The 27,000-nt window shown below is 52.6% G+C and carries 28 protein-coding genes and 2 tRNA genes; 15 read left to right on the top strand and 15 right to left on the bottom strand.

Annotated elements, in window-relative coordinates; all coding sequences use genetic code 11:
• Positions 1-20 precede the first annotated feature (20 nt).
• Together FTO68_RS05505 and FTO68_RS05500 are read left to right on the top strand one after the other, a co-directional pair.
• Complete coding sequence (locus FTO68_RS05505) at positions 21-611, top strand: pyruvate kinase alpha/beta domain-containing protein (RefSeq protein WP_255332379.1); 591 nt, start codon at positions 21-23, stop codon at positions 609-611.
• Positions 612-614: 3 nt separating this feature from the next.
• Complete coding sequence (locus tag FTO68_RS05500) at positions 615-1,448, top strand: DUF7847 domain-containing protein (protein WP_255332378.1); 834 nt, start codon at positions 615-617, stop codon at positions 1,446-1,448.
• Between the two features lie 84 nt (positions 1,449-1,532).
• Here the strand turns inward: FTO68_RS05500 and FTO68_RS05495 are convergent, their stop codons facing one another.
• Complete coding sequence (locus FTO68_RS05495; RefSeq protein WP_255332377.1) at positions 1,533-2,732, bottom strand: TIGR00297 family protein; 1,200 nt, start codon at positions 2,730-2,732, stop codon at positions 1,533-1,535.
• 97 nt (positions 2,733-2,829) lie between these two features.
• On the opposite strand from FTO68_RS05495, the gene FTO68_RS05490 reads away from it, so the two are divergent.
• Positions 2,830-5,427, top strand: a complete 2,598-nt coding sequence (locus FTO68_RS05490) for a valine--tRNA ligase (protein ID WP_255332376.1) — start codon at positions 2,830-2,832, stop codon at positions 5,425-5,427.
• On the opposite strand, the gene tmk is transcribed toward FTO68_RS05490, so the two are convergent.
• Entirely contained in the window at positions 5,384-5,980 is a 597-nt protein-coding gene (gene tmk, locus FTO68_RS05485) for a dTMP kinase (RefSeq protein ID WP_368659882.1), read from the bottom strand. The genes FTO68_RS05490 and tmk overlap by 44 nt on opposite strands.
• Before the next feature lie 14 nt (positions 5,981-5,994).
• Positions 5,995-6,666, bottom strand: a complete 672-nt coding sequence (locus FTO68_RS05480) for a HisA/HisF-related TIM barrel protein (protein WP_255332375.1) — start codon at positions 6,664-6,666, stop codon at positions 5,995-5,997.
• Between the two features lie 43 nt (positions 6,667-6,709).
• Between FTO68_RS05480 and FTO68_RS05475 the strand changes: the two genes are divergently transcribed.
• The 4 genes from FTO68_RS05475 to FTO68_RS05460 are packed head-to-tail and all read left to right on the top strand — an operon-like array spanning position 6,710 to position 9,895.
• Positions 6,710-7,402, top strand: a complete 693-nt coding sequence (locus FTO68_RS05475; protein ID WP_255332374.1) for a (5-formylfuran-3-yl)methyl phosphate synthase — start codon at positions 6,710-6,712, stop codon at positions 7,400-7,402.
• Between the two features lie 3 nt (positions 7,403-7,405).
• A complete protein-coding gene (guaB, locus tag FTO68_RS05470; protein ID WP_255332373.1) occupies positions 7,406-8,872 on the top strand; it encodes an IMP dehydrogenase in 1,467 nt (488 codons plus the stop codon).
• A gap of 35 nt (positions 8,873-8,907) precedes the next feature.
• Positions 8,908-9,540, top strand: coding sequence for an ArsR/SmtB family transcription factor (locus tag FTO68_RS05465; protein WP_255332372.1), 633 nt, complete (start codon positions 8,908-8,910; stop codon positions 9,538-9,540).
• The gene (locus FTO68_RS05460; RefSeq protein ID WP_255332371.1) at positions 9,521-9,895 is read left to right on the top strand and encodes a hypothetical protein; all 375 of its coding nucleotides are present in this window, start codon (positions 9,521-9,523) and stop codon (positions 9,893-9,895) included. The genes FTO68_RS05465 and FTO68_RS05460 overlap by 20 nt, the downstream gene beginning before the upstream one ends.
• On the opposite strand, the gene FTO68_RS05455 is transcribed toward FTO68_RS05460, so the two are convergent.
• Complete coding sequence (locus FTO68_RS05455) at positions 9,885-10,451, bottom strand: HEAT repeat domain-containing protein (protein WP_255332370.1); 567 nt, start codon at positions 10,449-10,451, stop codon at positions 9,885-9,887. The genes FTO68_RS05460 and FTO68_RS05455 overlap by 11 nt on opposite strands.
• A gap of 99 nt (positions 10,452-10,550) precedes the next feature.
• On the opposite strand from FTO68_RS05455, the gene ppk1 (FTO68_RS05450) reads away from it, so the two are divergent.
• The 8 genes from ppk1 (FTO68_RS05450) to FTO68_RS05415 all read left to right on the top strand — a co-directional run bounded on the left by ppk1 (FTO68_RS05450) (position 10,551) and on the right by FTO68_RS05415 (position 21,796).
• Positions 10,551-12,668 (top strand): polyphosphate kinase 1, encoded by a 2,118-nt coding sequence (gene ppk1, locus FTO68_RS05450; RefSeq protein ID WP_255332369.1) that lies wholly within the window; start codon positions 10,551-10,553, stop codon positions 12,666-12,668.
• A complete protein-coding gene (gene ppk1 / locus FTO68_RS05445) occupies positions 12,658-14,754 on the top strand; it encodes a polyphosphate kinase 1 (RefSeq protein ID WP_255332368.1) in 2,097 nt (698 codons plus the stop codon). The genes ppk1 (FTO68_RS05450) and ppk1 (FTO68_RS05445) overlap by 11 nt, the downstream gene beginning before the upstream one ends.
• Positions 14,729-16,765, top strand: coding sequence for a CHAD domain-containing protein (locus FTO68_RS05440; RefSeq protein ID WP_255332367.1), 2,037 nt, complete (start codon positions 14,729-14,731; stop codon positions 16,763-16,765). Before ppk1 (FTO68_RS05445) ends, FTO68_RS05440 begins: the two co-directional genes overlap by 26 nt.
• A complete protein-coding gene (locus tag FTO68_RS05435) occupies positions 16,762-18,360 on the top strand; it encodes a Ppx/GppA phosphatase family protein (RefSeq protein ID WP_255332366.1) in 1,599 nt (532 codons plus the stop codon). Before FTO68_RS05440 ends, FTO68_RS05435 begins: the two co-directional genes overlap by 4 nt.
• A gap of 171 nt (positions 18,361-18,531) precedes the next feature.
• A tRNA-Tyr gene (locus FTO68_RS05430) sits at positions 18,532-18,638 on the top strand.
• A 14-nt stretch (positions 18,639-18,652) separates the two neighbouring features.
• Positions 18,653-18,725 (top strand) — tRNA-Asp (locus FTO68_RS05425).
• A 57-nt stretch (positions 18,726-18,782) separates the two neighbouring features.
• Positions 18,783-20,339, top strand: a complete 1,557-nt coding sequence (locus FTO68_RS05420) for a 2-isopropylmalate synthase (protein ID WP_438362303.1) — start codon at positions 18,783-18,785, stop codon at positions 20,337-20,339.
• A gap of 32 nt (positions 20,340-20,371) precedes the next feature.
• Positions 20,372-21,796, top strand: a complete 1,425-nt coding sequence (locus FTO68_RS05415) for an aldehyde dehydrogenase family protein (protein WP_255332365.1) — start codon at positions 20,372-20,374, stop codon at positions 21,794-21,796.
• On the opposite strand, the gene FTO68_RS05410 is transcribed toward FTO68_RS05415, so the two are convergent.
• The 11 genes from FTO68_RS05410 to moaC all read right to left on the bottom strand — a co-directional run bounded on the left by FTO68_RS05410 (position 21,797) and on the right by moaC (position 26,998).
• Positions 21,797-22,162: a prefoldin subunit beta gene (locus FTO68_RS05410; RefSeq protein WP_255332364.1), complete on the bottom strand. Its 366-nt coding sequence runs from the start codon at positions 22,160-22,162 to the stop codon at positions 21,797-21,799.
• Positions 22,149-22,400, bottom strand: coding sequence for a KEOPS complex subunit Pcc1 (locus tag FTO68_RS05405; protein ID WP_255332363.1), 252 nt, complete (start codon positions 22,398-22,400; stop codon positions 22,149-22,151). The genes FTO68_RS05410 and FTO68_RS05405 overlap by 14 nt, the downstream gene beginning before the upstream one ends.
• Positions 22,400-22,792, bottom strand: a complete 393-nt coding sequence (locus FTO68_RS05400) for a Brix domain-containing protein (protein ID WP_255332362.1) — start codon at positions 22,790-22,792, stop codon at positions 22,400-22,402. Before FTO68_RS05400 ends, FTO68_RS05405 begins: the two co-directional genes overlap by 1 nt.
• Positions 22,789-22,923 carry a DNA-directed RNA polymerase subunit P gene (locus FTO68_RS05395; RefSeq protein WP_255332361.1) on the bottom strand — a complete coding sequence of 45 codons (135 nt, stop codon included), beginning with the start codon at positions 22,921-22,923 and terminating at the stop codon, positions 22,789-22,791. The genes FTO68_RS05400 and FTO68_RS05395 overlap by 4 nt, the downstream gene beginning before the upstream one ends.
• A gap of 6 nt (positions 22,924-22,929) precedes the next feature.
• The gene (locus FTO68_RS05390; protein WP_255332360.1) at positions 22,930-23,220 is read right to left on the bottom strand and encodes a 50S ribosomal protein L37ae; all 291 of its coding nucleotides are present in this window, start codon (positions 23,218-23,220) and stop codon (positions 22,930-22,932) included.
• Between the two features lie 53 nt (positions 23,221-23,273).
• On the bottom strand, positions 23,274-23,975 hold the full coding sequence (locus FTO68_RS05385; protein WP_255332359.1) for a ribosome assembly factor SBDS: 702 nt from the start codon (positions 23,973-23,975) through the stop codon (positions 23,274-23,276).
• 11 nt (positions 23,976-23,986) lie between these two features.
• Entirely contained in the window at positions 23,987-24,712 is a 726-nt protein-coding gene (gene psmA, locus FTO68_RS05380) for an archaeal proteasome endopeptidase complex subunit alpha (RefSeq protein WP_255332358.1), read from the bottom strand.
• Complete coding sequence (locus FTO68_RS05375) at positions 24,681-25,190, bottom strand: Rpp14/Pop5 family protein (protein WP_255332357.1); 510 nt, start codon at positions 25,188-25,190, stop codon at positions 24,681-24,683. Before FTO68_RS05375 ends, psmA begins: the two co-directional genes overlap by 32 nt.
• Complete coding sequence (locus FTO68_RS05370; protein ID WP_255332356.1) at positions 25,187-25,822, bottom strand: RNase P subunit p30 family protein; 636 nt, start codon at positions 25,820-25,822, stop codon at positions 25,187-25,189. Before FTO68_RS05370 ends, FTO68_RS05375 begins: the two co-directional genes overlap by 4 nt.
• A gap of 15 nt (positions 25,823-25,837) precedes the next feature.
• The gene (locus tag FTO68_RS05365; RefSeq protein WP_255332355.1) at positions 25,838-26,422 is read right to left on the bottom strand and encodes a 50S ribosomal protein L15e; all 585 of its coding nucleotides are present in this window, start codon (positions 26,420-26,422) and stop codon (positions 25,838-25,840) included.
• 105 nt (positions 26,423-26,527) lie between these two features.
• A complete protein-coding gene (gene moaC / locus FTO68_RS05360) occupies positions 26,528-26,998 on the bottom strand; it encodes a cyclic pyranopterin monophosphate synthase MoaC (RefSeq protein ID WP_255332354.1) in 471 nt (156 codons plus the stop codon).
• Between the last annotated feature and the right edge of the window lie 2 nt (positions 26,999-27,000).

The raw sequence follows: 27,000 nt of genomic DNA, 5'->3' as shown, positions 1-27,000 counted from the left end.
ACCGATGCATATTAACATGCATGGGCTATACCACACGAGAAACTGCATACTTTGACGCACCCGGACCACAAAATACGGATGATTGTATCCAGCTCTGTGTATCACGGGCACAGGATGAACATATCAACGTAATTGTCCTTGCAAGCACCTCCGGCGCGACCGCCCTTTCTTTCCAGAAGGCGGTAAAAGGCACCGGCATCCGCCTGGTGGTTGTAACGCATGTCGTCGGCTTCTTAGAGCCAGGTATCTGGGAGTTCTCAGAAGATGCAAAAGCATCACTTCTCGCAGAAGGCCACACAATCGTCACCGGCACGCATGCCCTCTCCGGCCTTGAACGCGCCCTCTCCCGATCCGCGCGGGTTGGTGGCGGATCAAGGACAGAGGCGATTGCAGAAGCTCTCAGGCGGGTTGTTGCAGTCGGGCTGAAGGTTGCCGTTGAATGCGTGCTGATCGCAGCCGATCAGGGTGCAATCGGAGTCAAAGACGAGGTGATAGCTGTCGGTGGAACAATATCCGGTGCAGACTGTGCTGCTGTCATCCGCCCGGCCCACACTGCTTCATTCTTTGACCTCCAGGTGCGGGAGATGATCGCGATGCCAAGGAACCGGTGAGCCATGATCCGTGAGGCATTCATCGATACATTCGGGCTGTTGAAGCGATTCCCCCTCCTCTGGCTTGGAGGGCTCGTGATCGGCGCCGTCTCAATCGGCGACATACTCCTTGGAGAAGCAAACCCTGCTATTTCAGGAGCTCTTCAGCTACTTTCACTCCTGCTCTTCCCCTTCATCATCGCCGGGAGCTATGGCATCATCAGGGAGAAGAAAGGAGATATCTCCGACTTCATGAGCTATGGCACCCGGTATTATTTCCGGGTTCTGCTACCGTTGATCGTCATCATCTTTGCCGCATTCGTGACGATCTTTCTGCTCTTAATTCCAATGGCAATCATGGGAGGTGATCTGAATCCGGATATGGTCTTCTTCATTGCAATGGGTGTCACCATCCCGATCATCCTGCTGACATACTTCTATGACTGCTTCGCAGTCTTTTCGGATGAGAAGATCTTCGACTCTATCCGCTCAAGTATCACACTTGTACTGTTCCATTCCTGGAAGGTCCTCCTCTTCATCGTGGTGAACGTTGTCGCCCTTGGCATGCTTCTCTTTGGTCTCGCCTTTGTCTGGATGGGTATCCTCTGGGAGAAGGTGAGTGAGATTGGTGCAATGGATCCTGATCTGCTGGCTTCGATGAGTGGTGAAGAGGTGTTGAACCTCCTTGGTCCGGATGCCCTCTTTGCAACAGCAGTCATACTCTTCATCTGGGCGCTGATCGCAACACCGTTTACCCTTGCTTTCAAGGCATCCTTCTTCCAGCGGCTTGGAGATGTGCCGATTGTCGAGCAGCAGGTGGGCGTCTATGATGAGAAGGGACGCTGGTATAAGTACTGAATTTAACAGCATCTCCTGTTGAATCTGAGAAACATAAGGGGAGGGAATAACTCTCCAGTTTTTTTTGTAACTGCCTTTTTACGATCATACCAGCAGAAGCACCATCATTACCGCACAGATACCTCCGCCAAATGTGGCAAGGAGATTTGTGCCGGCATTTCCGATGAATCCACTGTTTTCAAGGGTCGCCCCGATAAGACTATCGATATTGGTTCCAAGGAATCCTGCAAGGAGACAGATGAAGAAGACGGGGAGTGGAATCATCTGGAATCCGTACGCGATCCCGGCAATTATACAGGATCCAAGGAGCGATGCAGCCTCACCCCTTATTGTAACCCCCCCGTTTGTTCCTTCCGGAACCCGTTTTAGTGTGGTGATCATAATCGGCTGTCCGCCGGTCACTCCTATCTCGGAGGCGACAGTATCTGCCGTTGCTGTTGCCACACTACCGACAAAAAGGGCGGTCCAGATTGGATCTCCGGTAAGCCCGAAGAGGACTGCAGCTCCGGTTCCGACAAGTCCGTTTGAGAAGGCGTTCTTATACCCTCTTGCGCCACCCCGCTCCTGTTCAACACCCATCGCCTTCTTCTGGGCATACTTAAACCGGGTACTTGCGGATCCGATGATAAAGAAAGCGAGCATCACAAGGAACCATCGGACATCGGCAAAGACAATCAGAAGAACACCGATGATTGCACCGGAGAAAAGCCCTGAGAGATCTGCTGCACCGATCCGGAAGGAAGTATACCCAAAAAGGAGTGCAATCGATGCTGCGACAAAGAGGAGGAGGATATTCACCTGGAAGTCCAGCTCGATAAAGAGGAAGATCGTCATCGCCACCCCGAGCATGATGATCATATAGGCATCCTTCCTGCCTTCCAGAATTGATTTGAGCATCAGCGCGACGAGCACCCCGATGATCAGGACAAGCGGCTCGATACTTCCAAGGTAAGCCATCACAAGAAGAGCACCCGCAAATGCCCCTCCTGTATAATGCAGATATGCACGTTTTCCTTCACCGGCTGCCCGGTATGCCAGTTCACCGAGGGTGACGATACCAACGGTGGCGCCAAATGCCACAAGCGGGAGGATTCCAATCCCATAGAGGAGGGCTGTTGCACCCAGGGCGAGGGAAATGTATTGTGTTCCCCGAATCAGGTAGAGGACAGCTGAAAAGGAGATAACAAAGATTGCGAAGAGCCACGCTGGCAGAATGAAAGGAGAGATGAGAATCCCGAGGATCGCAACGATAGTTGCTGCCAGAAGGCGTGGCTGGCTCTTCATGAATAGGAAACATTGGTGAGGCGGAGAGAATAACCTTCGTATCTCTCCCATTAGCGGTGCGATCAGTATATCAGATGACGCAGACAACCTGTTATAAATGTCGTCACCCGAGGATCTCACAAAAACCTATGATTATGCCGAGGTTGAGCGGCGATGGCTCGATCAATGGCGCGATGAGGATTTTTATTTTGATTGGGAATCAGCAAAGCCACGATATATCATCGATACGCCCCCTCCATACCCGACGGGTCGCCTGCATATCGGGCATGCACTGAACTGGGTCTATATGGATATCGTTGCCCGGTACAAGCGGATGCGCGGCTATAATGTGATGTTCCCGCAGGGGTGGGATTGTCATGGCCTTCCGACAGAAGTGAAGGTGGAAGAGATCCATGGCATAACAAAAAATGACGTTCCCAGGGAAGAGTTCCGCCAGATGTGCCGTGATCTCACACGCGAGAACATTCGTATGATGCGCCACTCTCTCAGGCTGATGGGTTTCTCGGTTGACTGGAGTAACGAATACATAACGATGGAGGAATCGTATTACAGTCTCACCCAGGCATCGTTTTTACAAATGCTGAAAAACGGCTATATCTACCAGTCCGAGCACCCCGTTAATTACTGTACCCGGTGCGAGACCGCAATTGCCTTTGCAGAGGTTGCATATTCTGAGAATACGACACTGCTTAATTACTTTGATTTCGATGGCGTGGAGATTGCAACTACGCGCCCCGAACTCCTCGCAGCATGTGTCGCCGTCGCCGTTCATCCTGATGACAACCGGTACCACACCCTGAAGGGAAAGACCCTCACCGTTCCTCTCTTCTCGTATCCTGTGCCGGTAGTCGAGGATGAAGCAGTCGATCCGGCTTTTGGTTCAGGTGCTGTGATGATCTGCACCTTCGGAGATAAGCAGGATGTTGTCTGGTGGAAGTCCCATAACCTCGACCTCAGATCCGCAATTGATCAGAAAGGTGTGATGACAGCAATCTGTGGAAAATATACCGGAATGAAGGCGAAAGAGTGCCGTGAAGCGATACTCTCGGACATGAAGGAATCGGGTATTCTGAAAACGCAGGAGGAACTGCCCCAGCGGGTCGGAACATGCTGGCGGTGCCAGACCCCGATCGAGATCCTCTCGGCACGACAATGGTTTGTGAAGGTGAGGCCTGAGGAGATTGTCAGTGCTGCTTCAGAGATCACCTGGTATCCTGAACATATGCAGACCCGGCTTCTGAACTGGACGCAACAGATGGAATGGGACTGGTGCATTTCACGGCAGCGGCTCTTTGCAACGCCAATCCCTGTCTGGTTCTGTTCAGATTGCGGTGAGATGATCCTTCCTGTTCCAGAGGATCTCCCCATCGATCCAACGGTGGATTCCCCGAAACATCCCTGTCCGGTCTGTGGATCGAATTCATTTGCCGGAGAGACAGATGTTCTTGATACATGGATGGACTCATCCATCTCACCACTTGCAATCACGAAGTGGGATGGGAAGACAACACCAGCATTCTATCCGACACAGCTCCGGCCGCAGGGGCATGATATCATCAGGACGTGGGCATTCTATACGATCCTCAGGTCAATGGCGCTCACGCAGAAGAAACCCTGGGATGGAATCATGATTAACGGCATGGTCCTTGGTGAAGATGGTTTCAAGATGTCGAAGTCTCGGAACAATGTCATCACCCCGGATGAGCTGATCGATCGGTACGGGGTGGATGCCCTCCGCCAGTGGGCCGCGGTTGGGGCTGCGATGGGCTCTGATATCACATTTACCTGGAATGATGTCGTCGCAGCATCCCGGTTCCAGACGAAGATGTGGAATATCGTCCGCTTCTCACTTCTCCAGATCAGAAAAGACGATTCTGTATCTTCAGACAGGCCAACAGAACTGGCTGACCGCTGGCTTCTGTCAAAACTCTCGGCAACAGTACAGGAGGTGACAGATGCCCTTGATTCTTACCAGTATGATAAAGGATTGAAGGCTATCCGTGACTTTGCATGGTCATCATTAGCAGATAACTATCTCGAGCTTGTCAAAGGGAGGCTCTATTCAGATCTCCCATCCCGGGCCGGTGCCGTCTTTACCCTGAAAACAGCACTCGATACCCTCTGCAGACTGCTTGCGCCGTACACCCCCTTCTTTGCAAGTGAATGCTACTATCACCTTTCAGGAGGTCGGATCATCGATCAGCAATGGCCTGGCCTTGACTATATTGACCCGACAGCAGATGAAAACGGCAATCTTCTTGCATCTGTTGTTGGGCAGCTCCGGAAATACAAGCATGATGCCGGACTTGCCCTGAACGCGCCGCTTGGCCATGTGACCATCTATACTCCCGGCAAAACAATCGATGATGGTGGAGATGCCGGAAGGACAACCAATGCGGAGATTGAGTGGAGATCAGATGAGCCTCACCTTGACCGCGTGCTCTCGGATATCACCTTTAACATGGGGATCATAGGCCCTGCATTCAGAAAGGAGGCAGGGGCTGTGATGCAGGCGATACGGGCGCTCCCGCCGGAATCGCTTGAAGCAGGTGTTGACACAATTAGTGTCAACGGGTCAGATATCAGTATACCGGATGGTTCATATGCCCCCGTCTTCTCCTATGCAATTGAGGGAGAAGAGGTGGATCTTCTCACGGTTGGCGATGCGCTTCTTGCGATCCGCAAACGCGCCTGATCTCTTCTGCCACAAAGGAGGCGATCTCCTCCATCTCCTCTTCAGCGTCAATGAGGACAAAACGCTCTGGCTCCACACGGGCACGGCTTAGATAGACCTGTTGGACCGCGGCGAGCACCTCTTCCCGCTCGAAATGTTCCAGCACACCCTCTCTGTCGATCCGCTCAATTGCGCGCGCTGGCGGGATGATCAGCAGAAATGTGAGATCCGGTGTCAGTGACCAGCCTTCATGGAGTGCAGCCAGCCATCTCCCGGGATCATCGATTACCCCTGAGAGGGTCACCTGCTGGTAGGCAAACCTCGAGTCGGTAAACCTGTCTGAGATCACAATCCTCCCGTCATCAAGAGCCGGCCATACGATTGTTTTCAGGTGCATCGCATGATCTGCAACAAAGAGCAGGGCCTCTGAGATTGGATCAGTCTCTTCGGCTATTGCCTGCCTGACCGCTTTTCCGATCCAGGTTGCGCCAGGCTCGCGCGTGAAGACACAGTTGAGATCGGATAACCTATTTTCAAGCCTCTTGATCAGGGTGCTCTTACCAGATCCATCAATTCCTTCGATTGTAATCAGCAGAATGATCCCCTCCTGATATACTCAACGGGTACTTTTCCGGTATGGATGGAGGTTGCAATGATCGCCCCGTCATATCCGGCATCCGCGAGTGTCTGAAGGTCGTCAGGATCACGGACTCCGCCACCATGGAGAAGAGGTAGTTCTGTATGGGATCGATAATGTTCCGCATCGGTGCGGTTGATTCCGCCCTCGCTACCAACTTCGGAGATATGAAGAAGGATGCAGCCTGAGAACCCCCATTCCTCTGCGCGGGAGAGGATCTGATCCGGCATTTGTCCACCCGGAATGACGCGCCCGTCTTTCACATCCACGCTCAGATAACCGCCTGAGAAGCCAGAGAGATCACTTCCGGCGGTCTCAGTTCCGATGACATTCTCGATGAAGGGCGCATCAAGCATATCCAGAGGCCCCCTGCACCCCCTGTCGATATAGCAGCGGGCGACGAGATCGCCAAGTCCCATCACCGTTTCGTCATGCGATCCGACTCCGGCAATCCTGTCCAGGTCCGCAATGTAAACAGACTTCGGCCGGACCGCTTCAATGTATCCCCGGGGTTCTGCTGTAGGCGAGAGTCCCCATGTGAGCGGGGCATATTCAGAGCGCCTTCCTCCTCTCCCATGAACGACCCGGCCACCTTTGAGATCTAGTGCACAAATGAGCTGCATGATAGAACGCAATCACTATTATCATCGGAGATCATTAAGTTCTATGGAATTACTTGTCAGCCCGAGTTCTTTGGAAGAGGCGAAACTCTCTCTTTCTGCTGACATCGTCGATGTAAAACGCCCTGCTGAAGGATCGCTTGGTGCAAATTTCCCCTGGGTGATCCGGTCCATCAAAGAGATTACAGGTGAAAAACCGATCTCAGCCGCTATTGGCGATTTTGCTCCGAAGCCCGGCACCGCCGCGCTTGCGGCATATGGAGCCGCCTGCGCCGGAGCTGATTATGTCAAGATAGGCCTCATGTTTTCGGACGCAGAAGATGCGCGCCAGGTGATCCGGGCCGTTGTCAAGGCGATCAAACCTGAGTTCCCCGAAAAGACGGTTGTCATTGCTGCATACTCGGATTATGAGCGCCTTTTAACGATCTCTCCCTTTGACATGGCGGCAATCGCCGGAGAAGAGGGTGCGGATATTTCGATGATCGATACTGGATTAAAGGATGGAAAGAGCACCTTTGAATTTATGGATGAGGCTGCTCTCACCTCCTTTACACGGGAGAATAAAAAGCTTGGAATGAAGACAGCTCTTGCAGGTTCGCTTGTATTTGAGGATATTTCTCCCCTGAAGCGGATTGATCCCGATATTATCGGTGTCCGGGGTATGGTCTGTGGTGGTGATCGGTCATGCACCATTCAGCCGGAGCTGGTCGAGAAGGCGCTGGCCATGGTCAGGAGTTGATGTATGTTTAAAGAGAAGCTGAATATCCCTATTTCGCTCACCTTCGATGATGTGTTACTGGAACCTGCGGAATCCTTTGTCGAGCCGAGCCAGGCCGATGTTCGATCCCGTTTCTCAAAGAACATTCCACTGACGATCCCGATCTGCAGTTCGGCAATGGATACGGTGACTGAGCATGAGATGGCGATTACACTTGCACGTGAAGGAGGAATCGGTGTTATTCACCGAAACCTCACTGCTGAAGACGAGGCAGAGATGGTCAGGACTGTCAAACGTGCTGATGATCTCATCGAACGGCAGGTTCTCTATGTCGATCCAAAAGCAACGATCATCTCAGTCGAGCGGCTGATGAACGAGCACGGCATCGGCGGAGCCCCGGTTGTCGAGGATGGACAGCTGGTCGGGATCATCAGCCGGCGTGATATCCGGGCAATTGTAGGGAGGCGTGGAGAAGAGCCTGTTGAACAGGTAATGACCCACGATCCATTCACTGTTGGCGAGGATGTCACCCCGGAACAGGCGCTTGAACTGATGTACATGAAGAAGGTCGAGCGGCTGCCGGTGCTGAACAGGAAAGGTGCGCTTCTTGGGATAATCACCATGCAGGATATCCTGCAGAAACGGCAGTTCCCGCGGGCAAACCGTGATGAGCACGGAAAACTGAGAGTGGCGGCTGCTGTCGGCCCCTTTGATTTCGAACGTGCGATGCTCCTTGATGAGGCGGGTGCAGATGCACTTGTTATCGACTGTGCACACGGCCATAACATGAATGTCGTAAAATCTGTCAGGGATATCAAGGGGAGTGCCAAAGCCGACTGTGTGGCAGGCAATATTGCTACCGGGAAGGCGGCCTCGGAATTTGTCGATGTTGTGGACGGGATAAAGGTCGGTATCGGGCCTGGTTCAATCTGCACGACCAGGGTTGTCGCAGGTGTCGGATTACCCCAGATCTCTGCAATCGCCTCGGTTGCTGATGTTATGAACGAGGCCGGGGTTCCGGTGATTGCTGATGGTGGCATCCGCTTCTCAGGCGATGTCGCAAAGGCGATCGCTGCCGGTGCCGATAGCATCATGGTCGGCAGCATGCTCGCTGGAACAGATGAGTCTCCCGGCCGAATTATCGTCATCAAAGGAAGGCGGTATAAGCAGTACCGCGGCATGGGTTCCCTTGGTGTCATGACCGGAGGGCAGTCGAGCGATCGGTATTTCCAGGCAAAAGGGATCGGTGCAACGAAGTTTGTTCCAGAGGGTGTTGAAGGAGCAATCCCTTATGTCGGCGAGGTCTCTGATGTGGTGTACCAGCTCGTCGGCGGACTGAAGTCCGCGATGGGCTATACCGGTGCCCGGACGATCGAGGATCTGAAAAAGCGGTCACGCTTTGTCCGTATCACCGCCGCCGGGATGAAAGAGAGCCATCCGCACGATATTGTTATTACAGATGAGGCCCCGAATTATCGGCTCTCATCGTAATATTTTTATAATTAAAATCCTAACATAATGTTAGTATGCTCGACCATGTCGAGGTCTCCCGCCTGCTTGATATTCTTGGAAACCGCAACCGAAGGCGTATCATCGAACTGCTTCGCCAGAAGCCGTGCTTTGTGACAGAGATATCCGATCGGCTGATCCTCTCTCCAAAAGCTGTTATCGAGCACCTGAATATGATGGAACGGGAATCGCTCATCGGTTTTTTCCTTGATGAGCGGCGGAGAAAATATTATTATCTCCAGACAGAATTTGACCTCGTCGTTTCTGTAAGAAATCCGAAAGGAGAGCAGCGCACCGCAAGCCTCCCCTCAGCTGATCTCCGTCTTATTGAAGCCCTTTCAATGCTCAGAAGGATGGCACGAGCCAGAGAGGCAATTCTTGATACCCTTGAGAATCTTGAGCGGGATATTGAGGCGACGATGAATGATATCGTCAGGATGAACAGTGGAGACAAAGGGCAGGGTATTGATCTCGATATCATTATCACCCTCTCTCACCAGGATCTCACCCTTGATGAACTGGTGGAGATCATGGAAGTGGATAAATCTGCTGTTCTGGCTTCGCTCGCCACCCTTCTGATGCGGGGTATTGTGACACAGGATGGAGAGCGGTACCGTATCGAGGGTATCTATGGAACGCCACAGGCTTGAAGATGACGGCTCATACCGGAGGGGGAGCCTGCGTATCATCGGGTGTATTCTCCGGCCGGAAGGGGGTTTTGGAGGCTATGTCCTTGTCCCGGTAGAGAACCATCCTCCGGATATACCCTTTGAAATGATCGAGACGGAGAACCGGATCTACATTACAGCTGCACTCCCACCAGACACCATGCTCACCTCAGCACCCTATGCACGGATCGAGACAGAAAGAGTGGCAATTGTCGTGAACGAACATGAAACCTGGATCCCTCTTCCCTCCCGGATCAATGTCTTTCATTCGACATATACCATCAGGCATGGGGTGATGGATATCTTCTGCAGAAAACCTGTCTTCTTCACCCTTTAATCCTGACAACAGCGTTTGCAGCCATCCTGCGGACATAAGGGTTCTCGTCTTCAAGAAGTGGTTCCAGATCCAATGCAGCAGCAGGAATCCCGAGTGTGCCAATTCCTTTTGCTGCCATATACCTGACATGATCTTTTTCATCAGAGATAGCAGAGCGGATATGGGGATAGGCAAGGGGATTTTTGATCATTCCAAGCGCCTCGCATGCCCGATAACGAACCACCCACCATTCGTCTCTCAGGAGTGCTGCAAGCGGAGCAATCGCCGACTCTCCGGCACTACCGAGGATTTCAGTTGCTGCCTTTCTGACCTCTTTATTATCATCCCTGAGAGCTCCAATTAAAAACGGAATCGCCTGTTCACGATCTGAAGATCCCATATCCCTGAGTGCTGCGATCTTCTCTTCAGGGGATTCTGCTGTACGATAGATCCCGGCTATCTGATCAAAGGTGGATGGAGTATTATTTTTACCATAAATCATATGAAATATTTTTGTGCGGGATGGTATTGTTCTTTGTCCCTGCCAGTCTCCCTCATCATCACCGATAGGTGGCATGATCACGATATAGTGTATCCACTGTGGCATTCAGTATGCATACGCGCCCTCCAGCGGGAACAAATATCTGTATCAAGCCCAATGGTAAGAGTGATCTCCATGGAGACAGACCGCACCATTCATCAGGGTATTTCCGACTCAGTGCTGCTCTATACTCCGAAAGTCTTTCATAACCGCGAACTCTCCTGGATACAGTTCAACAGGCGTGTCCTTGAAGAAGCACTGGATCGGAACCACCCGCTTCTCGAAAGGGTCAAATTCCTCTCGATCTTTGCGAATAACCTGGACGAATTTGTAATGATCCGGCTATCGGGACTCTGGAGGCAGGCCGCAGCCGGGGCACTCGAGCGACCGCCTGACGGCCTCTCCCCAAAAGAGCAGATCGCCGGTATCCGATCAGATCTCACATCTCTGTTGAATGAAGCAACCTCCTGCTGGAAGGATCATCTTCTGCCGGAACTCAAAAGTGAAGGGATTATTATCCACAGGATGGATGAATTAAGCCCGGAATATCGAAAACAAGCCCGCGAGATCTTCATCAGGGATATATTCCAAATCGTCACCCCGATGGCCTTTGATATCTCTCATCCCTTCCCCTTCATCTCAAGCCTCTCGCTAAACCTGGCAGTCATCATTAATGATAAAAAGCGGGGTCGCCTCTTCTCACGGGTGAAGGTGCCCCGTAGTCTTGTCCAGCGATTTGTTCGGCTCTTCTCCCAGGAGGATTCTGGTGGAAAAGAGCACCATTATGTCCTCCTTGAAGACTTAATCGCAGACAATCTGGATCTCCTCTTCCCTGGAATGGAGATAGCGGCCTCCTATCCATTCAGGGTGACACGGGATGCTGATTTTGAGATCGAAGAGGATGAAGCATCTGATCTCCTCACCACAATTGAGGAGAGCGTGGAGCACCGCCGGATCGGGCGCCCTGTCCGGCTTGAAGTAGATGTTTCTATCCCGGTATGGGTTCGGGACATGCTCGCCTCAAAACTCAGGCTAAACCCTGAACAGGTTGATACCTGCACCGGTCCGATTGGTATGGCCGATCTCATGGAGCTTGCAGGAATTAATCGCCCCGAACTTAAAGACGCTCCATTCCTGCCATCTGTTCCTGAAGGGCTACAATCTGAGAAAACAATCTTCCGTGCCATTAAGAAGCGGGATTATCTTCTCTACCATCCCTATGACAGTTTCATCCCGGTGGTGAGCTTCATCAGGCAGGCAGCACGCGATCCGGATGTCCTTGCGATCAAACAGACACTCTATCGTGTCGGGCAGAACTCTCCCATCGTCGAGGCTCTGATGGAGGCGCGTGAACAGGGCAAGCAGGTGACGGTTTTAGTCGAGCTGAAAGCACGCTTTGATGAGGAGAATAATATCATCTGGGCACGGGCACTTGAGCGGGCTGGTGTTCATGTGGTATACGGGCTGATAGGCCTGAAAGTGCATGCAAAACTCTGCATGGTGGTTCGCCGCGAATCCACCGGGCTTGTCACTTATACCCATCTTGGAACTGGCAACTACAATGCCCAGACTGCACGTGTATATTCCGATCTCGGTCTCTTCACCGCAGATCCGGCAGTTGGAGCCGATGTAGCAGATCTCTTTAATGCATTGACAGGCTACTCCGCAAAGATAGAATACCGGACTCTGCTCGTTTCCCATGGAAAGATGGGGCGGATGCGTGAGGATCTCATTTCCCGGATCGGTCGTGAGATACGTATGCACCGGGAATATGGGAACGGGTATATTGCCTTTAAATGTAATTCACTTGTTGACCCGGATCTTATCGCAGCACTCTATCGGGCATCAGGGGAGGGTGTACGGATCCATCTTCAGGTGCGTGGCATCTGCTGCCTGCGCCCCGGCATCCCAGGTTTTTCCGACAACATCACCGTCTCTTCAATCGTGGGTCGGTTCCTTGAACATACCAGGATCTATTATTTTAGAAACGCCGGTGAAGAGGAGGTGCTGATAGGATCAGCCGATCTGATGCCGCGGAACTTAAATGGCAGGGTTGAGATCCTCTATTCTATACGGGATAGCGAGATCAGAAACGCAGTTATTAAAACAATCCTTCAGATCCATCTGAAGGATACGGTTAAGCTTCGCCTGATGAACAGGGATGGCACCTATAAGCGGGTCGAGCCGGGTGCTGAACCGATCGATTCACAGGCATGGATGATCCAGCACAGGGGGATCTGGCATGGCAACTGAAGAGGCATTTAATCCAAAAGATCCTGACTATTACATCAACCGGGAACTCTCGTGGCTCTCCTTTAACAGGAGGGTTCTGGCAGAGGCAAATGACAGCAGGCATCCGCTCCTTGAACAGGTGAAATTCCTCGCGATCTGCGGGAGCAACCTCGATGAATTCTTTATGGTCAGGGTCTCAGGGCTTCGCCACCAGGTAAAGGACGGTATCTGGAAACTGCCTCCCGATGGAACAGCCCCCGCTGATCTCCTCTGGAAGATCCAGATTGAAGTGGATGAACTCTATTGCCTCTATGAAGAGACCTGGAGCAGGTCTCTCCTTCCGGCTCTGTCAGATGCAGGAATATCAATTGTTCAGTTCTCCCAGTTGACGGATGATGAAAAAGAGGCAATGCATGATTACTTCCAGTCTACCATCTACCCGATACTGACTCCGATGGCAATCGATGCCGCACGCTCGTTCCCCTTCATCTCGAATCTATCGCTGAATCTGGCTGTTGTCCTTGGATCAACTGATGGTCGGCGTTATCTCGCGCGGATAAAGATCCCCTCCCTCACTTTTGGCAGGTTCATTCCTGTAAAATCGTCCTCCGGAGCACCATCGTCCCGATTCATCCTCCTTGAAGATCTCGTAGCTGAGCATCTAGGCTCCCTCTTCCCGGGAATGAGTGTGGAGGGTGCATACCGGTTCAGGGTAACACGGGATGCGGAGATCAAAGTGGTCATTGATGATGCATCAGATCTCCTGACTGCAGTGGAGGACAGTATCGAATGCAGGCGTACAGGGGTGCCTGTCAGGCTTGAAGTTGATCCTGCTATGCCACCGCGGCTGATCCTCCTTCTCTCAGAGCGGCTTGGGCTGAAAGAGATAGATGTCTATGGTGTTTCCGGCTTCATCGGCCATAATGATCTCTGGCAGCTGCATGATCTCTCACGTCCCGATCTCCTTGATGAACCATTTGTTCCCCATATCACCAATCCACTGGTTCATGAAGAGGATATCTTTGATGTCGCCCGATCACGTGATATCCTCTTCTACCATCCATACGACAGCTTCATTCCGATTGTACGGCTCTTCCGTCAGGCGGCGATCGATCCGGATGTGCTTGCGATCAAGATCACCATGTACCGGATCGATAAAAAATCCCCTATTGTTGATGCCCTGATGAAAGCCCGTCAGCATGGGAAACAGGTGACGGTGGTGCTCGAACTGAAAGCAAAGTTCGATGAGCTGAATAACATCACCTGGGCGCGGGCTCTTGAGCAGGAAGGGGTGCATGTCGTTTATGGGCATGAGCGTCTGAAGGTGCATGCGAAGGTGGCATTGATAATCAGGCGTGAAGCAGATGGCATCTACCGGTATGTGCACCTAAGCTCGGGAAACTACAACACAGTGACGACCCGTATCTACGGAGATATCGGTTACCTGACCGCTGATCCTGATATTGGGGCCGATGCAACGGAGCTCTTCAACCACCTGACCGGTTATGTGGATCGGCAGGAATACCGGAAGCTCCTTGTCGCTCCCATTAACCTCCGGCAGGGGATCCTGAACCGGATTGAACGGGAGATCGAACACCAGAAGCGGGATCAGAATGGATATATCGCCCTGAAGCTGAACGGGCTTCTTGACCCTGATATCATATCCGCTCTCTACCAGGCTTCACATGAAGGTGTCAGAATGGATCTGAATGTCCGGGGGCTCTGCGCTCTTCGGCCCGGTATTGCAGGTGTTTCCGATACGATCAGTGTTACCTCAATAGTCGGCCGTTTCCTCGAACATGCACGCATCTATTATTTCCATAACGGGGGAGATGATGAGGTACTCCTTGGCTCATCCGATATGATGCAGCGGAATCTCAGGCGGAGGGTGGAGGTGCTCTTTCCGGTGCGGGATCCGGCGATCAGATCCGCTCTCATCAGGATCATGAGGGTGCATCTTTCAGATAACCAGAAATCGTGGCGGTTGAATACTGATGGAAGTTATGACAGGATTCATCCAGAGAATACAGATAAAGCCTGTAATTCACAGGAATGGCTGATTCAACACCGGGGTGCATGGCATGGGTGGAAAGAAAGAGAAGATTGATGGGGGCTTCTCCCTTTTTGGGGCACAAACTCTCAGAAGACTCACCGAGGATCTTGAAGCAGAAGCAGACGGCGTCAGGGAATCGGATGATATCGAATATATCCACAGGATGCGGGTTGCCTCACGGCGTGTCCGGGCAGCTCTTCCTCTTTTTGCCCCCTGCCTTCCCGAGTCGGCGTATAAAAAGGCGCGTAAAGGTGTCCGCTCCATTACCCGCTCACTTGGGGCGGCGCGGGATCTGGATGTACAGATCGAATTTCTTCAGTCGTTTCTTCATTCACTCCCAGACGAGCATCCTCCCGTCTGGTATGCGGGTTTCCTGCCTCCGGCAGAGGATACAACCGTCCTTGTAACAGCAGATGCCCCTCCCGTCGGTGTTTTATCTCTACCCCCGTCGCCGGGTATCCGCATGCGGATGCGTGAACTCCTCTGGAAGATTCGGGTCTATATCACCGGCGGTGTTGCGCTCCCCGCCCCGTGTGAAGAGACTGCCTTTCAACCGCTTATCAGACCGGGGATAGAATGCCTTCTCCTCAGATGGACAGAGAGGCGGGCTTCGCTCCACCCGGAGGTCGTTTCATCGGTTGATGCCTTTGAATCTTCAGGAGTTGCTGACGTACTTCTTGAGTGGTGCAGGGATCAGATCGTCTCAGCACACCTTCATGAAACCGATATCCATAGCAGGTTTACCTATGAAGCAGCATACCATGCGATCAGTACCCGGCTTGAGGAGCTGATCTCGTTTGAACGTTATGTGCCCGATCCGACAAGAATTGCAGAGCATCATGAGATGCGGATCGCAGCCAAGAGGCTAAGGTACACAATGGAGATCTTCAGTGATCTCTACCCCGATGCCCTGAAAAAGCCGATACAGGTGGTGAAGAAGCTTCAGGATCTCCTGGGAGATATGCATGACTGTGATGTCTGGCTGGATGTCCTGCCGCACTTCATGGAGGAAGAGGAATCCCGTGTCCGATCATTCTTTGGGCATAACGGGTTTATGCGGTTCATCAGGCCGGGTCTGCTGCATCTTGCAGACGATCGGAGATGCCGCCGGAATGAGCTGTATGAGCTCTTCTCTCTCCATTGGAAGGCTATGGTGGAGGATGATCTGATAGAGGATATCAGGCAGAAGATTGTCGAGCCGTTTCTCCTCGAAAACCCCGGGCTTCATGGCACTTTTGAGGGGAGGAATATACGGATCGCCCTGATCGGGGATATCCATTCAAATCTTCCGGCGCTCCAGGCGGTCATCGCGGATGCGGAACAGAGAGGGGCAACGCATATCCTTCATCTCGGGGATTTAATAGGTTTTGGACCGCATCCGGAAGAGACGCTACAACTGATTGGGGAGAAGAAAATTAACGGGATCGCAGGCAATATCGATATCGATACCCTTTCGCTCAGAAAGAATGACTGTAGAAAGAAGGCTGTTTCTGATGATGTGAAGATGCAGGCACTCTGCTGGACAAGAAAGCAGCTCTCAAAAGACAGCAGGAGTTATCTACGTTCACTCCCGCGGGAAATAAGGACACGAATCGGTGATATGACCCTCCTCCTCACTCATGGGAGCCCGGAATCGACCACAGGGCGTATCGGTCCGCATACGCCTGATATGGAACTTCTAGCATATGCGAACACAACGGGTGTGGATCTCATCGTCTCAGCACATACGCATGTTCCGTTCACACGGACGGTTTCTGAATGCCACTTCATCAATACCGGTTCGGTCGGGCGACCGGCAGATGGGGATCCGAGGGCATGCTACTGCCTGCTTGAAGCAAACCCCCTCTCTATCTGCCATATCCGGATACCCTATGATATCGAGTCTGTGACAGGCGCGATCCAGAAAGCAGGTCTTCCTGCTATCTTCTGCACGATGCTCCGGCACGGTATCCCCATCGGGGAAGCCGGGATGATTGGGAGGGGTGGAGAGGCTCCAAAGGAAATCGGGGGTATATCTGCTGAGTGTAGTGTTGATAAAATGCAGATGGGATTCGAGCCACAATGATGGAATCATCGTTGATAAAGGAAGAGAATGTTGCCTTCATCGATATCGGGACGAACTCGATCAGGCTTTTGGTTGTCAGGCTGAATCCGAATGGATCAATAACGGTTCTCACGATACAGAAGGAGGTTGCCCGGCTTGGTGAAGGCGTCTTCTCACAGGAAGAGCTTTCCGGTGAGGCGATAGGCCGCGGTGTCACGATCTGCAAACAGTTCGTCGATCTTGGGCTGGCCTACGGGGTGAGGGAATTTGTTGCGGTTGCCACATCGGCAACACGGGAGGCAAAGAATGCCGATCAGTTCCTTGAGATGCTCCTCAGGGAAGCGAACCTTGATGTCCGGGTTGTCTCAGGGAAGGAGGAGGCACGGCTGATCTACCGGGGTGTTGTATCCGGGCTTGATATCGGCACGCAACGCGCCCTCTTTATTGATATTGGTGGTGGATCCACCGAGCTGTCAGTCGGGAGCCAGCATGATTACATCACCCTTGAATCGATGAAACTTGGGGCGATCAGGGTGACAAACCAGTTCTTCCGATCAGGCGAAGAGGGATCTGTCTCCTGGAAGAAGTATTCCCGGATTCAGCAGTATGTCAGAAATGTGATCGTCCAGCCTTTAAGCCGTATCAGGAAAGTTCCCTATTCACGGGTGATCGGGAGCTCCGGTACAATCCAGAATCTGGCAGAGATTGCATCAAGGCTTTATCCTGCCAGCTCCACACCTTCCCGGTTGAGGTTTGACGATCTTGGGCATACAATCGAGCGGCTCTGCTCGATGACACTTGAAGAGCGGCGAAAAGTTCCCGGGATTAATCCAGAGCGGGCGGATATCATCATCGGTGGCGCGGTGATCCTCGAATCGGTGATGGAAGAGCTTGGAATCGCCGGGATTGAGATATCGCCCCATGGCCTGCGTGAAGGTCTTCTCATGGAATATCTCTCCCGAATACCTGGTTTTCCCCATGCAGAGAAGATATCTTCCAGAAAAAGGAGTGTTGTTCAGCTGGGACGATCCTGCCGGATTGATGAGAGCCATGCACTTACCATTGTCGCTCTTTCTGCCCGTCTTTTTGATTCGGCACGTGAAGCCGGTCTCCATTCATATACTGAAAAAGAACGAACCCTTCTCCTGTATGCAGCATACCTGCATGATATCGGCAATTTCATCTCGTTTTTGGATCATCATATCCACTCTGCATATATCATCAGGCATGCGGATCTGGTCGGTTTCGATGTGCAGGAGGTCGGAATCATGGGGGAGATTGCACGGTATCACCGGAAGAAATTTCCACGAAAGAAGGATCACAGTTTCAGCCTCTTTGATCCGGTTGTTCAGGAGCAGATCCGCATCCTCTCCCTCTTTCTCAGGATGGCTGAGCACCTCGATCGAACCCATGCAGGCCGCATAACTGATGCCTGCCTCTCAAAAGATCAGAACGGACATGTTATCCTTGACCTTGAGGCGCGTGGAGACTGTATCCTGGAGGTCTGGGGTGTCCGGTCTGAAAGCCATACAATCAGGAAGGTCTTTGGATCAGGCTTTGAGGTCATTGTCACCGAAGGGGCCGGCGATCCACTGCGCGGAGAACTCCCCGACTGATGAGTATGCCTTTCTGCTCCATCCCTCACTATTTCATCCAACCCTCAGAAACGTCTTGTTATCGATTTTATCTTTAAAATGTGTTTATTTATCCATTCTCCTCCCAATCGCCTTGAATTTCTGATTCGACATGTTTATATGTCATCTTAGCCTTTTTATTTAGTGCAGTTACCCGCCTTAACTCAGACTGGTAGAGTGCGCGGCTGTAGTAAGATCATCGCCTGCGGGCGAACTGCGCGGCTACCGCGATGTCCCCGGTTCGACTCCGGGAGGCGGGATCAACCCACAAAGTGCCCAGATAGTGTAGTGGCCTATCATGATGCCCTGTCACGGCATCGACTCGGATTCGAATTCCGATCTGGGCGTTTCCTTTTCTTTTAGATTTTCTGCAACAGAACTCTTTATCTCTCCACACCGCGAATATAATCGTATGCCTACGGCAAAAGCTTCTGTGGGGAATTGCTTTCTTTGTTGAAAGCAGGTCGCCCAAGAGAGTAACTGTTTTTGACACCACCCTGAGGGATGGTGAGCAGACACCGGGTGTATCTTTCACCCTTGAACAGAAACTGGATATCGCACGCATCCTCTCTGAGGTTGGTGTACATGCGATCGAGGCCGGTTTTCCTGCATCTTCAGCACAGGAGAAGGAGACCGTATCGAGAATTGCCGCTGAAGGCCATGCTGCATCTATCTGCGGCCTCTCCCGGTCACGTGTCGATGATGTCAACACCTGCCTTGACTGCGATGTCGATATGGTGCATGTCTTTATTCCGACATCGGATATCCAGCGTGAGAATACCATCAAAAAGACTCGGGAAGAGGTCCTGGCAATAACAGGCGAGATTGTGGGGTATGTCCGCGATCATCTCGATCAATGCATGTTCTCGGCGATGGATGCGACAAGAACTGATCTGCCATACCTGATTGAGGTCTTCAGGGCCGCAGCTGATGCAGGGGCAACTGTGGTGAATGTCCCCGATACCGTCGGGGTCTATACGCCGATGAAGATGCGTGCCCTGATATCGGCACTTGCAGAGGAGATTCATGTTCCTATCGATATCCACTGCCACAACGACTTCGGCCTCGCCGTTGCCAACACCACAACCGCCGTCGAGTCGGGTGCCTCCCAGGTGCAGGTGACTGTTAATGGCATCGGTGAACGTGCAGGCAATGCGGATATCGCCCAGACGGTCATGATCTTAGAAGCAATTGATGGGATCTCGACCGGGATCGAGACGACCCGTCTTGTTGAGATGTCGCGGCTTGTCTCCCGGTACTCGGGTATCCCGATTATCCCGGTGCAGCCGGTGGTCGGAGATAATGCATTCGCCCACGAATCCGGAATCCACTCCCACGGCATCATGGCAAACAGTCAGACCTTCGAGCCGGGGATCATGACACCCGAGATGGTCGGCCACCGCCGCCGCCTCGCCCTTGGCAAGCATGTCGGCAGGCATGCGGTACGGCAGATGCTCTCGCTTGTCCATATCAATCCAAATGACTCCGAACTGGATCTGATTGTCGAGCGGATCAAGCTGATATCCGCACGCGGGAGAAGGGTCACAGATCATGACCTCTATGTGATCGCAGAAGATGTGATGGATATCCAGGCGGTTGCAAAAACAGTCGAACTCCGTGATATCGCTGTGATGAGCGGGAACCACTGCATACCGACAGCCAGCGTCCGGGCCTGCGTCCTTGGGGCAGAGAAGGCGGCGAGTGCAATAGGCAATGGTCCTGTGGATGCAGCGGTGAAAGCGGTGCTCAGCGTCATGCCGATTGGTATCCAGCTGAAGGATTTCAGAATTGAGGCGATCAGTGGAGGTACTGATGCAATCGGGCATGTCACGATCACCGTTGAGGATCCTGAGGGCAGAACCTATGATGCAAGCTCATCTGGTGATGATATTGTCCTTGCATCGGCAGAGGCGATGGTGAACGCAATCAACCTCGTCCGATACACTCAGAAATCACCCTGATCTTTTTATCCTCTCACATCTCTTCTTTTCATATGGAAGATCCACGACCATTCTGTGTTGGCGGAAGATGGAAGAGCAGCCCTGCCATCTCCACAGTCATCTCTCCTTATACAGGTGATCAGGTAGCTGCTGTCTGTTTCGGATCAGCTGATGATCTCAGGGAGGGTGCAGCAGCGGCTGAAGCAGCCTTTGAAACGACCCGGTCACTGCCCCTCTACACCCGGCGTAAGGTGCTGTATGCCATAGCCCGGCTTCTCGAAGAACGGCGGGAAGAGCTTGTATCCACCCTTATCGCAGAAGGCGGGAAGGCGCGGAAGATAGCAGAGGGTGAGGTCACCCGTGCGATCGAGACGATCACGATATCTGCCGAGGAGGCAGGGCGTGTCGATGGCTCAATCATCCCTCTTGACCGGACCCTGGGGGGGGCAGGCCATACCGGATATCTCACGAGGGTGCCTGCCGGACCGCTGCTTGCCATTACTCCATTTAATTACCCCCTGAATCTCGCCTGTCACAAAATCGGTCCTGCGATTGCTATTGGCGCTCCGTTCCTCCTGAAACCGGCAACCGCCACACCGCTCTCCTCACTGATCCTGGCAGAGATTGTCCTGGCAGCAGGCTATCCTCCCGAAGCAGTCTCTGTCATTCCGGCACCCGGTGCGGTGGCTGACGAGATCATCCCCGATGATTCCTTTGGCTACCTCTCCTTTACCGGGAGCCCGGATGTGGGCTGGGCGATCAAAAGCCGGGCAGGGAGAAAGCTGGTCGGACTTGAACTTGGGGGGAATGCTGCGGTAATCATCTTCCCGGATTGCGATCTGGAGTATGCTGCATCCCGGATTGTTGCCGGTGGGTTTGTGAATGCGGGTCAGAACTGCGTCTCGGTGCAGCGTGTTATCGTCCATCGCTCGATATATTCAGAGATGGAGAAGAAGATTCTGGCGCACCTCAGCATGCTGAAGGTGGGGGATCCGTCTGACCCGGATACTGATGTCGGTCCGATGATCTCAATTGAGGCAGCATCGCGGGCCGAGGCACTGGTACAATCAGCAGTCGAAGAAGGCGCACGGCTTCTCTGTGGGGGGAAGCGGGAAGGGGCACTCCTGTACCCCACGGTTCTTGCCGATGTCAATACATGTATGGATCTCTCCTGCCAGGAGCTTTTCGCCCCGGTCATTCTGCTGGTGCCCTTTGATGAGGTTGATGAAGCGCTTGGAATCGCAGATGATTCAGCCTATGGCCTCCAGGCGGGCATCTTCACCGACTCCCTTGAAACCGTCCAAAATGCCTTCAGGAGAATTAATGTCGGGGCCCTCCTCGTAAATGATATCCCGACATTCAGGGTTGATGAGATGCCTTATGGGGGTGTTAAGGCTTCCGGCATCGGCCGGGAAGGCCCTGCCTCAGCAATACGCGAGATGACGGTAGAAAAGATGTTGATTATAAATGAGAGATGATTATGCCGCTTCCGGCATACGCCCTTCAAGCGAGCTTCTCACCTGCTGCTGAAGCTGCTCGAATCTGGTGGCGATCGCCTTCTCCTGTTTTTCAAGGGATTTAATCCTGAGTTCAAGCGTATCGATCTTATCAGCGAGTGATTTTTCGACATATTCTTTTGTCTGCTGCACCATCACCGATCCGATGCTCATAAAGACTTCAGCATCTTCCTTAGTCTCTTTCAGTTCTTCTTCGGCACGCTTTGCCTCGCGCACGGTCATCTCATATTGTGACTTCTGCTGAAGAATCGTCTGCATCTGCTGCTGCATCTGCTGAAGCTGGGCGATCTGCTGCTGCACTTTTGGGGGTATGTTAGGGTTTTCCATCGTATCCAATCTCCTGCATCTCTTCTGCTATGGTTATCAGGCGGAGCCACATATTCAACGCGGCCCGCAACGCCGGTATATCGCCGGCGGTAACTGTCAGGTTGAGGCGATCGCCGTTTCTGGTGATTGTGGCATGAGATCTCTCCCCGGTCTCATCTGCTGCCTCCGGGGCAAGAGCCTGATAGAGTATGGGTGCATACGGGGTGGTAAATGTAAACTCCGCAGTATGCATCATCATCACTTTTCACACCGGTATAATCGTCTCTGCCTTCCATCGAAGGTAATTGTCCCGACCTGGTTTTCAACCATTGTGACAGGTACATATCGGTTCAGGAGATCATAAACCGATTGGTCGCTCGTGAAGATGCCTCTCTGCATCTCTCCTTCACGGACTTCGACCGACCAGCCGGATACTATGATCTCCCCTTTCAAATCGCCCTCCACTTCAAGTCGGATGGCGATCTTCTCCTGTTTCTTCTCGATAAAAAGGATGGCTGGATCCTTTGGGGAGAGTTCACGAAGGCCAGCTTTTCCCCGATTCATGTGATCGCACCCAAGTGCAAAAGCGAGATCCCTGGCAAAGGCCCGGATCTCGGGGGTAGGCCGCCGTGACGTCGTAAGGATCGTCATCTGGCTTTGAGGTCTTTAATGATTGCCCCACGCTCTTTGAAGAGGATACGGTGTCCGCAGTATGGACACCGGACATTCACGTCTATCTCAACCTTCCTCTTGCAGTGGGCACACTTGTATGACCCGGTCACGCCAGCTTACGCCTCCTTCTTGATCGATGCCTCGATGTTCCTCAGCGCAACCTTCAGGCCCGGTGTCTGTGGTGCATATGCCCCACCTGCGAACTTGTAATTGCATTTTCTGCATGTCCAGATACCGGTTCCCTCGCGCTTTACAGAGACCGTATCACATTTTGGGCAGAGGTGCTTTGCCCTCTGAATCTTTTCGGTCTGGTTGACGCTCTTTCTGATAAATCTGCCGTAACGCGGACCAAAGCGCCCTGAACTTCCCGAAATACGACCCTTTGCCTTATGTTTTCCTTTTGCCATGATTCGAATCTCCGATAGATGTCTTATTGTATTTGCTATTGATTGCTATTAAGCTACTCTATGATCCTGACCTCGGCATCCCCTTTTGAGACACGGTTGATCAGCGAGAAGAACTCTTCCTGCATACCTGCAGGGATCTTTACGATGCAGATCCAGGACCCGTCCGCCTGCCACTCTTCCCGCTCCATCGTCACCATGGCAGAGCCTGCAATCTCGCCATATCCGCGTGCCGCATAGTCAGGCGGGATCTTCACGGCGAACCTGCGCTCGGCAAACTTTATCGGGAGAATTGGCCTGAGTGCCTTTACTGTCTCCTTCACAAGTGAATCCACGGATTTGAAGGGATCAAAATTGATTCTGATCTCTTCAAGTGCAAGTTCTATTCTCTGCGGCGGATGGGGGAGGTTGGTCTGGGGGTTGATGGCGTTTCTGGCGATATAGGTGATCACCTGCCGCTTCTTCTCTTCGGATCGCTGTTTCCGCTGTTCCGAGGTGAGGTGGATCTCTCCTTTTTCGATAATTGTACGTGCGATCGTCTCAAAGTCGATTGTTTTGAATACCTTTGTGAGGGTTTCATCAGAAGCCCTCTCGGCATGGGCTGCATTCTCGTATACATACTGTGCAGCAACAACATTCTCAACATCGATCTCTTCCCCTTCCCGGATCTTCTGGGCAAGGTCAGGATCGACGAGGATCTCAAACCGTTCGCCATGTGATTCAAGGCGCGCAACAACAGCGTTATCGAGGGAGATCATCGGGTGACACCTCACTGCTCAAATGTTTCGACGCAGACTGCGACCTCTTCTGGTGCCATCTTCCTGAATGTGCCAGACTCAAGCGATACGAGGCCGATTTCAACGGTATTCACGTCAAACTTTCCTTCGGTTGCTGCATGCAGGGCCTTGAGCCCGAGCATGATCGCTTCTTTGCAGGAGTTTTCTGGATTATACTCCTCTTCGAAGACCTTCATCACTGCGGGCCTGCCGATTCCTATCCCGGTTGCCTTGTACTCGAGCAGGGTGCCGGATGGGTCTGTCTCGAAGAGATGGGCTGTCCCATTGGCAATACCTGCGATCAGGAGGGCTGTTCCATAGGGGCGGGCGCCGCCGAACTGGGTGTAGGTCTGCATGTGATCACAAAGTTTCTTAGCGAGGGTCTCGACATCGATCGCCTCGTCATAGGAGACACGGTTGATCTGTGCTTCAATACGGGCACGATCCACAAGGGCGCGTGCATCGCCGACAAGGCCGGATGATGCAACACCGATATGTGCGTCAATCTGGAAGATCTTCTCGATCGAAGAGGGTTCGAGCAGCTTCGAGCTGACCCGCTTGTCAACGATCAGGACGACTCCTTCTTTGCATTTGATTCCAACGGCAGTCGTTCCCCGCTTCACTGCTTCGCGTGCATATTCGACCTGGTAGAGACGGCCGTCCGGACTGAAGACGGTGATCGCCCGGTCATATCCCATCTGGTTTGGTTGTGGTTGCATGAAACTTCTCCATATCGTCTTTCGTGAGATATACTAATTCCTGACCTTTCATATCTCTTCTGATAAGGTCAATCTTTCCATCGGCATACAAGAGGCCGCTCTGCTCCTCTGCATCAATGGTGCAGGTGATGGCAGTTGCCGCCTCCTTTGGCCTGATCTTCTTCCTGAGTGCTGCGATTGTGCCTGATGTGGCGATGGCGGTGATCCGGATCTGCGTCCCGTTGATGGATCTGATCGCGGCAATTGCGGAGCAGAGCTCTGTTTCCCGCCCCCGCCTGCATCTGACAATCACGTATTCTCCCTCCCGAAGAATCGTGGCGGCATGCACCTCCGCAGCGATACAATCGCCATAAAGAGAAGTGATGCTGTCTGAGACTGCGTAATAGAGCTCCCGGGTATCTGACTCAAAGTCGGGAGGAGTGATCCTTGCAAGGACATATCTCCGGTTCTCCCTGAGGGTGGGGGAGAGGTGCTTCACACGACCACCCGGGGAAGTGAGGTATCCTGATACAGTTCCGGGACAGTTCCAAGGGCATCGATCGTCTCTTCCTTTGTCATCCCAAAGAGTGCAGTCAGGAGGATTATCTCACGGACGCTCCGTTGGCCAAGGATGGAGCGCGCCCCACTCCCGATTGCAAAGGAGAACCCAAATTTCCTCTGGAGTGTTAGGAGCTCGGCGTACCTTGTAAGTACCTTCTGTCGGGAGTGTCCGCGGCAGGAGATGATCTGGCTGATATCCAGGTGGATTGCGACCCGTCTCCCGGCGGCGAGTTTTGCCGATACCTGATCAAAGGCATTTCTCTGCGATCTATGCAGATCGGTAATGAGATGGACACCTTGTGTCTTGAGGAGGTTCCGGTTGAAGTTGGCATCACCTGCAGCAACTCCTATGATTGCACGTCTGTTCTGCCGGATCGCGCTCATCACGGTTTTCATGGTGCCTTCGTTCACCAGTATTCCCTGCAGGATCCGGACGCCATGGTACTCACAGGGATGATGATGAACGGCAATGAGCGTGTCAAAACCACATTCGCGTGCGGTAAGGGCCATGCGTTGAAGTGTCGAGTCGCCCTCGGGAAAGGGGTGGATGAAGACATCCGTGACCGTCATAAAAGAAAAGTGGGGTTATTTCCCCTGGTTTTTATGTGAGCGGATACTTGGGCGTGTCTTTTCGGTACCGGTACCCTTGCGGCGCATGCCACGGCCTTTCATTCCGGCGGAGGTCTTGCCACGGAAGACACGGTTCTTCTGGTCGCAGATCCAGTTCAGGGTCTTGTCGCTTCTGATACCCGGATGAGTGCGGTCGACAAGGATCACTTCATAGAATTTCCTGACACCGTCTTCTCCCACCCAGTAGGAGTTTAAAACCTCCATGTTCGGATAGCGCCTGGCGGAACGCTCTTCTGCCATCCGCTGGATGCTCTTGCCGGCGGTGGTGCGGGCCATGCCCATACGTGCGGTTCTCCGCCCGCGGATATATCTTGACTTTCTCCGGCCACCACGGCGGATCTGGACGCGGACAACAATGATACCCTGCTTTGCCTTGTATCCGAGGGTGCGGGCTCGGTCGATTCGCGTTGGGTGTTCGATCCGGACAATAGATCCTTCACGCCGCCATTTCTGCATGCGGTGCCAGAGGAGTTTTTTTACCTCGGTCTCGTCAGGCTTTTTCCATGCCTCACGGACATACGAATACATTGATCGTGACATTTGTCTTCTCCAGGTTCGGCTTACTTGATGTTGAAGCCACATTCCTTGACGGGAGATATCCCGTGATCTTTATACTTCGACTCCTGCGAACTTAAAGGATGCTGGTTATGTTGTACTCTTCTCTTTTGAGAGAACTCTGATCCCCTCGATTCGTGTTCCGGGGTACTGCCCGAATTCATCTTTCTCCGCTGATTTTACCATGTCCCAGATGGTGAGGAGTGCAACCGAGACTCCGGTTAATGCCTCCATCTCGATGCCGGTCTTTCCGTAGGTCTTAACGGTGACGGTTGCCTCGATGTACTCATCAGTCTCTGAAAAATCAACGGATACTCCGCCGATTGGGAGGGGATGGCACATCGGAATGATCCGGAATGTCTCCTTCACTGCAAGAATCGCTGCAATCTCAGCTGTAGCAAGGACATTTCCTTTCCGTGTCGTCTTCCCGGCAATTGCTTTCAATGTCTCGCTGCTGAGGTATATCCTCCCCTGTGCAGCTGCTTTTCTGTGAACATCAGGTTTCCCGGTAACATCGATCATCCTGACGTGGTCGCCGTCGATATGGGTAAATTCAACCATAC

This window comes from Methanocalculus taiwanensis (assembly GCF_024372745.1).
In the GTDB taxonomy this organism is placed as follows: domain Archaea; phylum Halobacteriota; class Methanomicrobia; order Methanomicrobiales; family Methanocorpusculaceae; genus Methanocalculus; species Methanocalculus taiwanensis.
The sequence above is the reverse complement of the archived record's forward strand: the minus strand, read 5'-3'. Positions and strand labels throughout refer to the sequence as shown.

Coding starts and splice junctions, on each gene's coding strand:
- FTO68_RS05505 (WP_255332379.1), top strand. CDS start 21: ATGGGCTATACCACACGAGAAACTGCATACTTTGACGCACCCGGACCA.
- FTO68_RS05500 (WP_255332378.1), top strand. CDS start 615: ATGATCCGTGAGGCATTCATCGATACATTCGGGCTGTTGAAGCGATTC.
- FTO68_RS05495 (WP_255332377.1), bottom strand. CDS start 2,732: ATGAAGAGCCAGCCACGCCTTCTGGCAGCAACTATCGTTGCGATCCTC.
- FTO68_RS05490 (WP_255332376.1), top strand. CDS start 2,830: ATGTCGTCACCCGAGGATCTCACAAAAACCTATGATTATGCCGAGGTT.
- FTO68_RS05480 (WP_255332375.1), bottom strand. CDS start 6,666: ATGCAGCTCATTTGTGCACTAGATCTCAAAGGTGGCCGGGTCGTTCAT.
- FTO68_RS05475 (WP_255332374.1), top strand. CDS start 6,710: ATGGAATTACTTGTCAGCCCGAGTTCTTTGGAAGAGGCGAAACTCTCT.
- guaB (WP_255332373.1), top strand. CDS start 7,406: ATGTTTAAAGAGAAGCTGAATATCCCTATTTCGCTCACCTTCGATGAT.
- FTO68_RS05465 (WP_255332372.1), top strand. CDS start 8,908: ATGCTCGACCATGTCGAGGTCTCCCGCCTGCTTGATATTCTTGGAAAC.
- FTO68_RS05460 (WP_255332371.1), top strand. CDS start 9,521: ATGGAACGCCACAGGCTTGAAGATGACGGCTCATACCGGAGGGGGAGC.
- FTO68_RS05455 (WP_255332370.1), bottom strand. CDS start 10,451: ATGCCACCTATCGGTGATGATGAGGGAGACTGGCAGGGACAAAGAACA.
- ppk1 (WP_255332369.1), top strand. CDS start 10,551: ATGGAGACAGACCGCACCATTCATCAGGGTATTTCCGACTCAGTGCTG.
- ppk1 (WP_255332368.1), top strand. CDS start 12,658: ATGGCAACTGAAGAGGCATTTAATCCAAAAGATCCTGACTATTACATC.
- FTO68_RS05440 (WP_255332367.1), top strand. CDS start 14,729: ATGGGTGGAAAGAAAGAGAAGATTGATGGGGGCTTCTCCCTTTTTGGG.
- FTO68_RS05435 (WP_255332366.1), top strand. CDS start 16,762: ATGATGGAATCATCGTTGATAAAGGAAGAGAATGTTGCCTTCATCGAT.
- FTO68_RS05415 (WP_255332365.1), top strand. CDS start 20,372: ATGGAAGATCCACGACCATTCTGTGTTGGCGGAAGATGGAAGAGCAGC.
- FTO68_RS05410 (WP_255332364.1), bottom strand. CDS start 22,162: ATGGAAAACCCTAACATACCCCCAAAAGTGCAGCAGCAGATCGCCCAG.
- FTO68_RS05405 (WP_255332363.1), bottom strand. CDS start 22,400: ATGATGATGCATACTGCGGAGTTTACATTTACCACCCCGTATGCACCC.
- FTO68_RS05400 (WP_255332362.1), bottom strand. CDS start 22,792: ATGACGATCCTTACGACGTCACGGCGGCCTACCCCCGAGATCCGGGCC.
- FTO68_RS05390 (WP_255332360.1), bottom strand. CDS start 23,220: ATGGCAAAAGGAAAACATAAGGCAAAGGGTCGTATTTCGGGAAGTTCA.
- FTO68_RS05385 (WP_255332359.1), bottom strand. CDS start 23,975: ATGATCTCCCTCGATAACGCTGTTGTTGCGCGCCTTGAATCACATGGC.
- psmA (WP_255332358.1), bottom strand. CDS start 24,712: ATGCAACCACAACCAAACCAGATGGGATATGACCGGGCGATCACCGTC.
- FTO68_RS05370 (WP_255332356.1), bottom strand. CDS start 25,822: ATGACGGTCACGGATGTCTTCATCCACCCCTTTCCCGAGGGCGACTCG.
- FTO68_RS05365 (WP_255332355.1), bottom strand. CDS start 26,422: ATGTCACGATCAATGTATTCGTATGTCCGTGAGGCATGGAAAAAGCCT.
- moaC (WP_255332354.1), bottom strand. CDS start 26,998: ATGGTTGAATTTACCCATATCGACGGCGACCACGTCAGGATGATCGAT.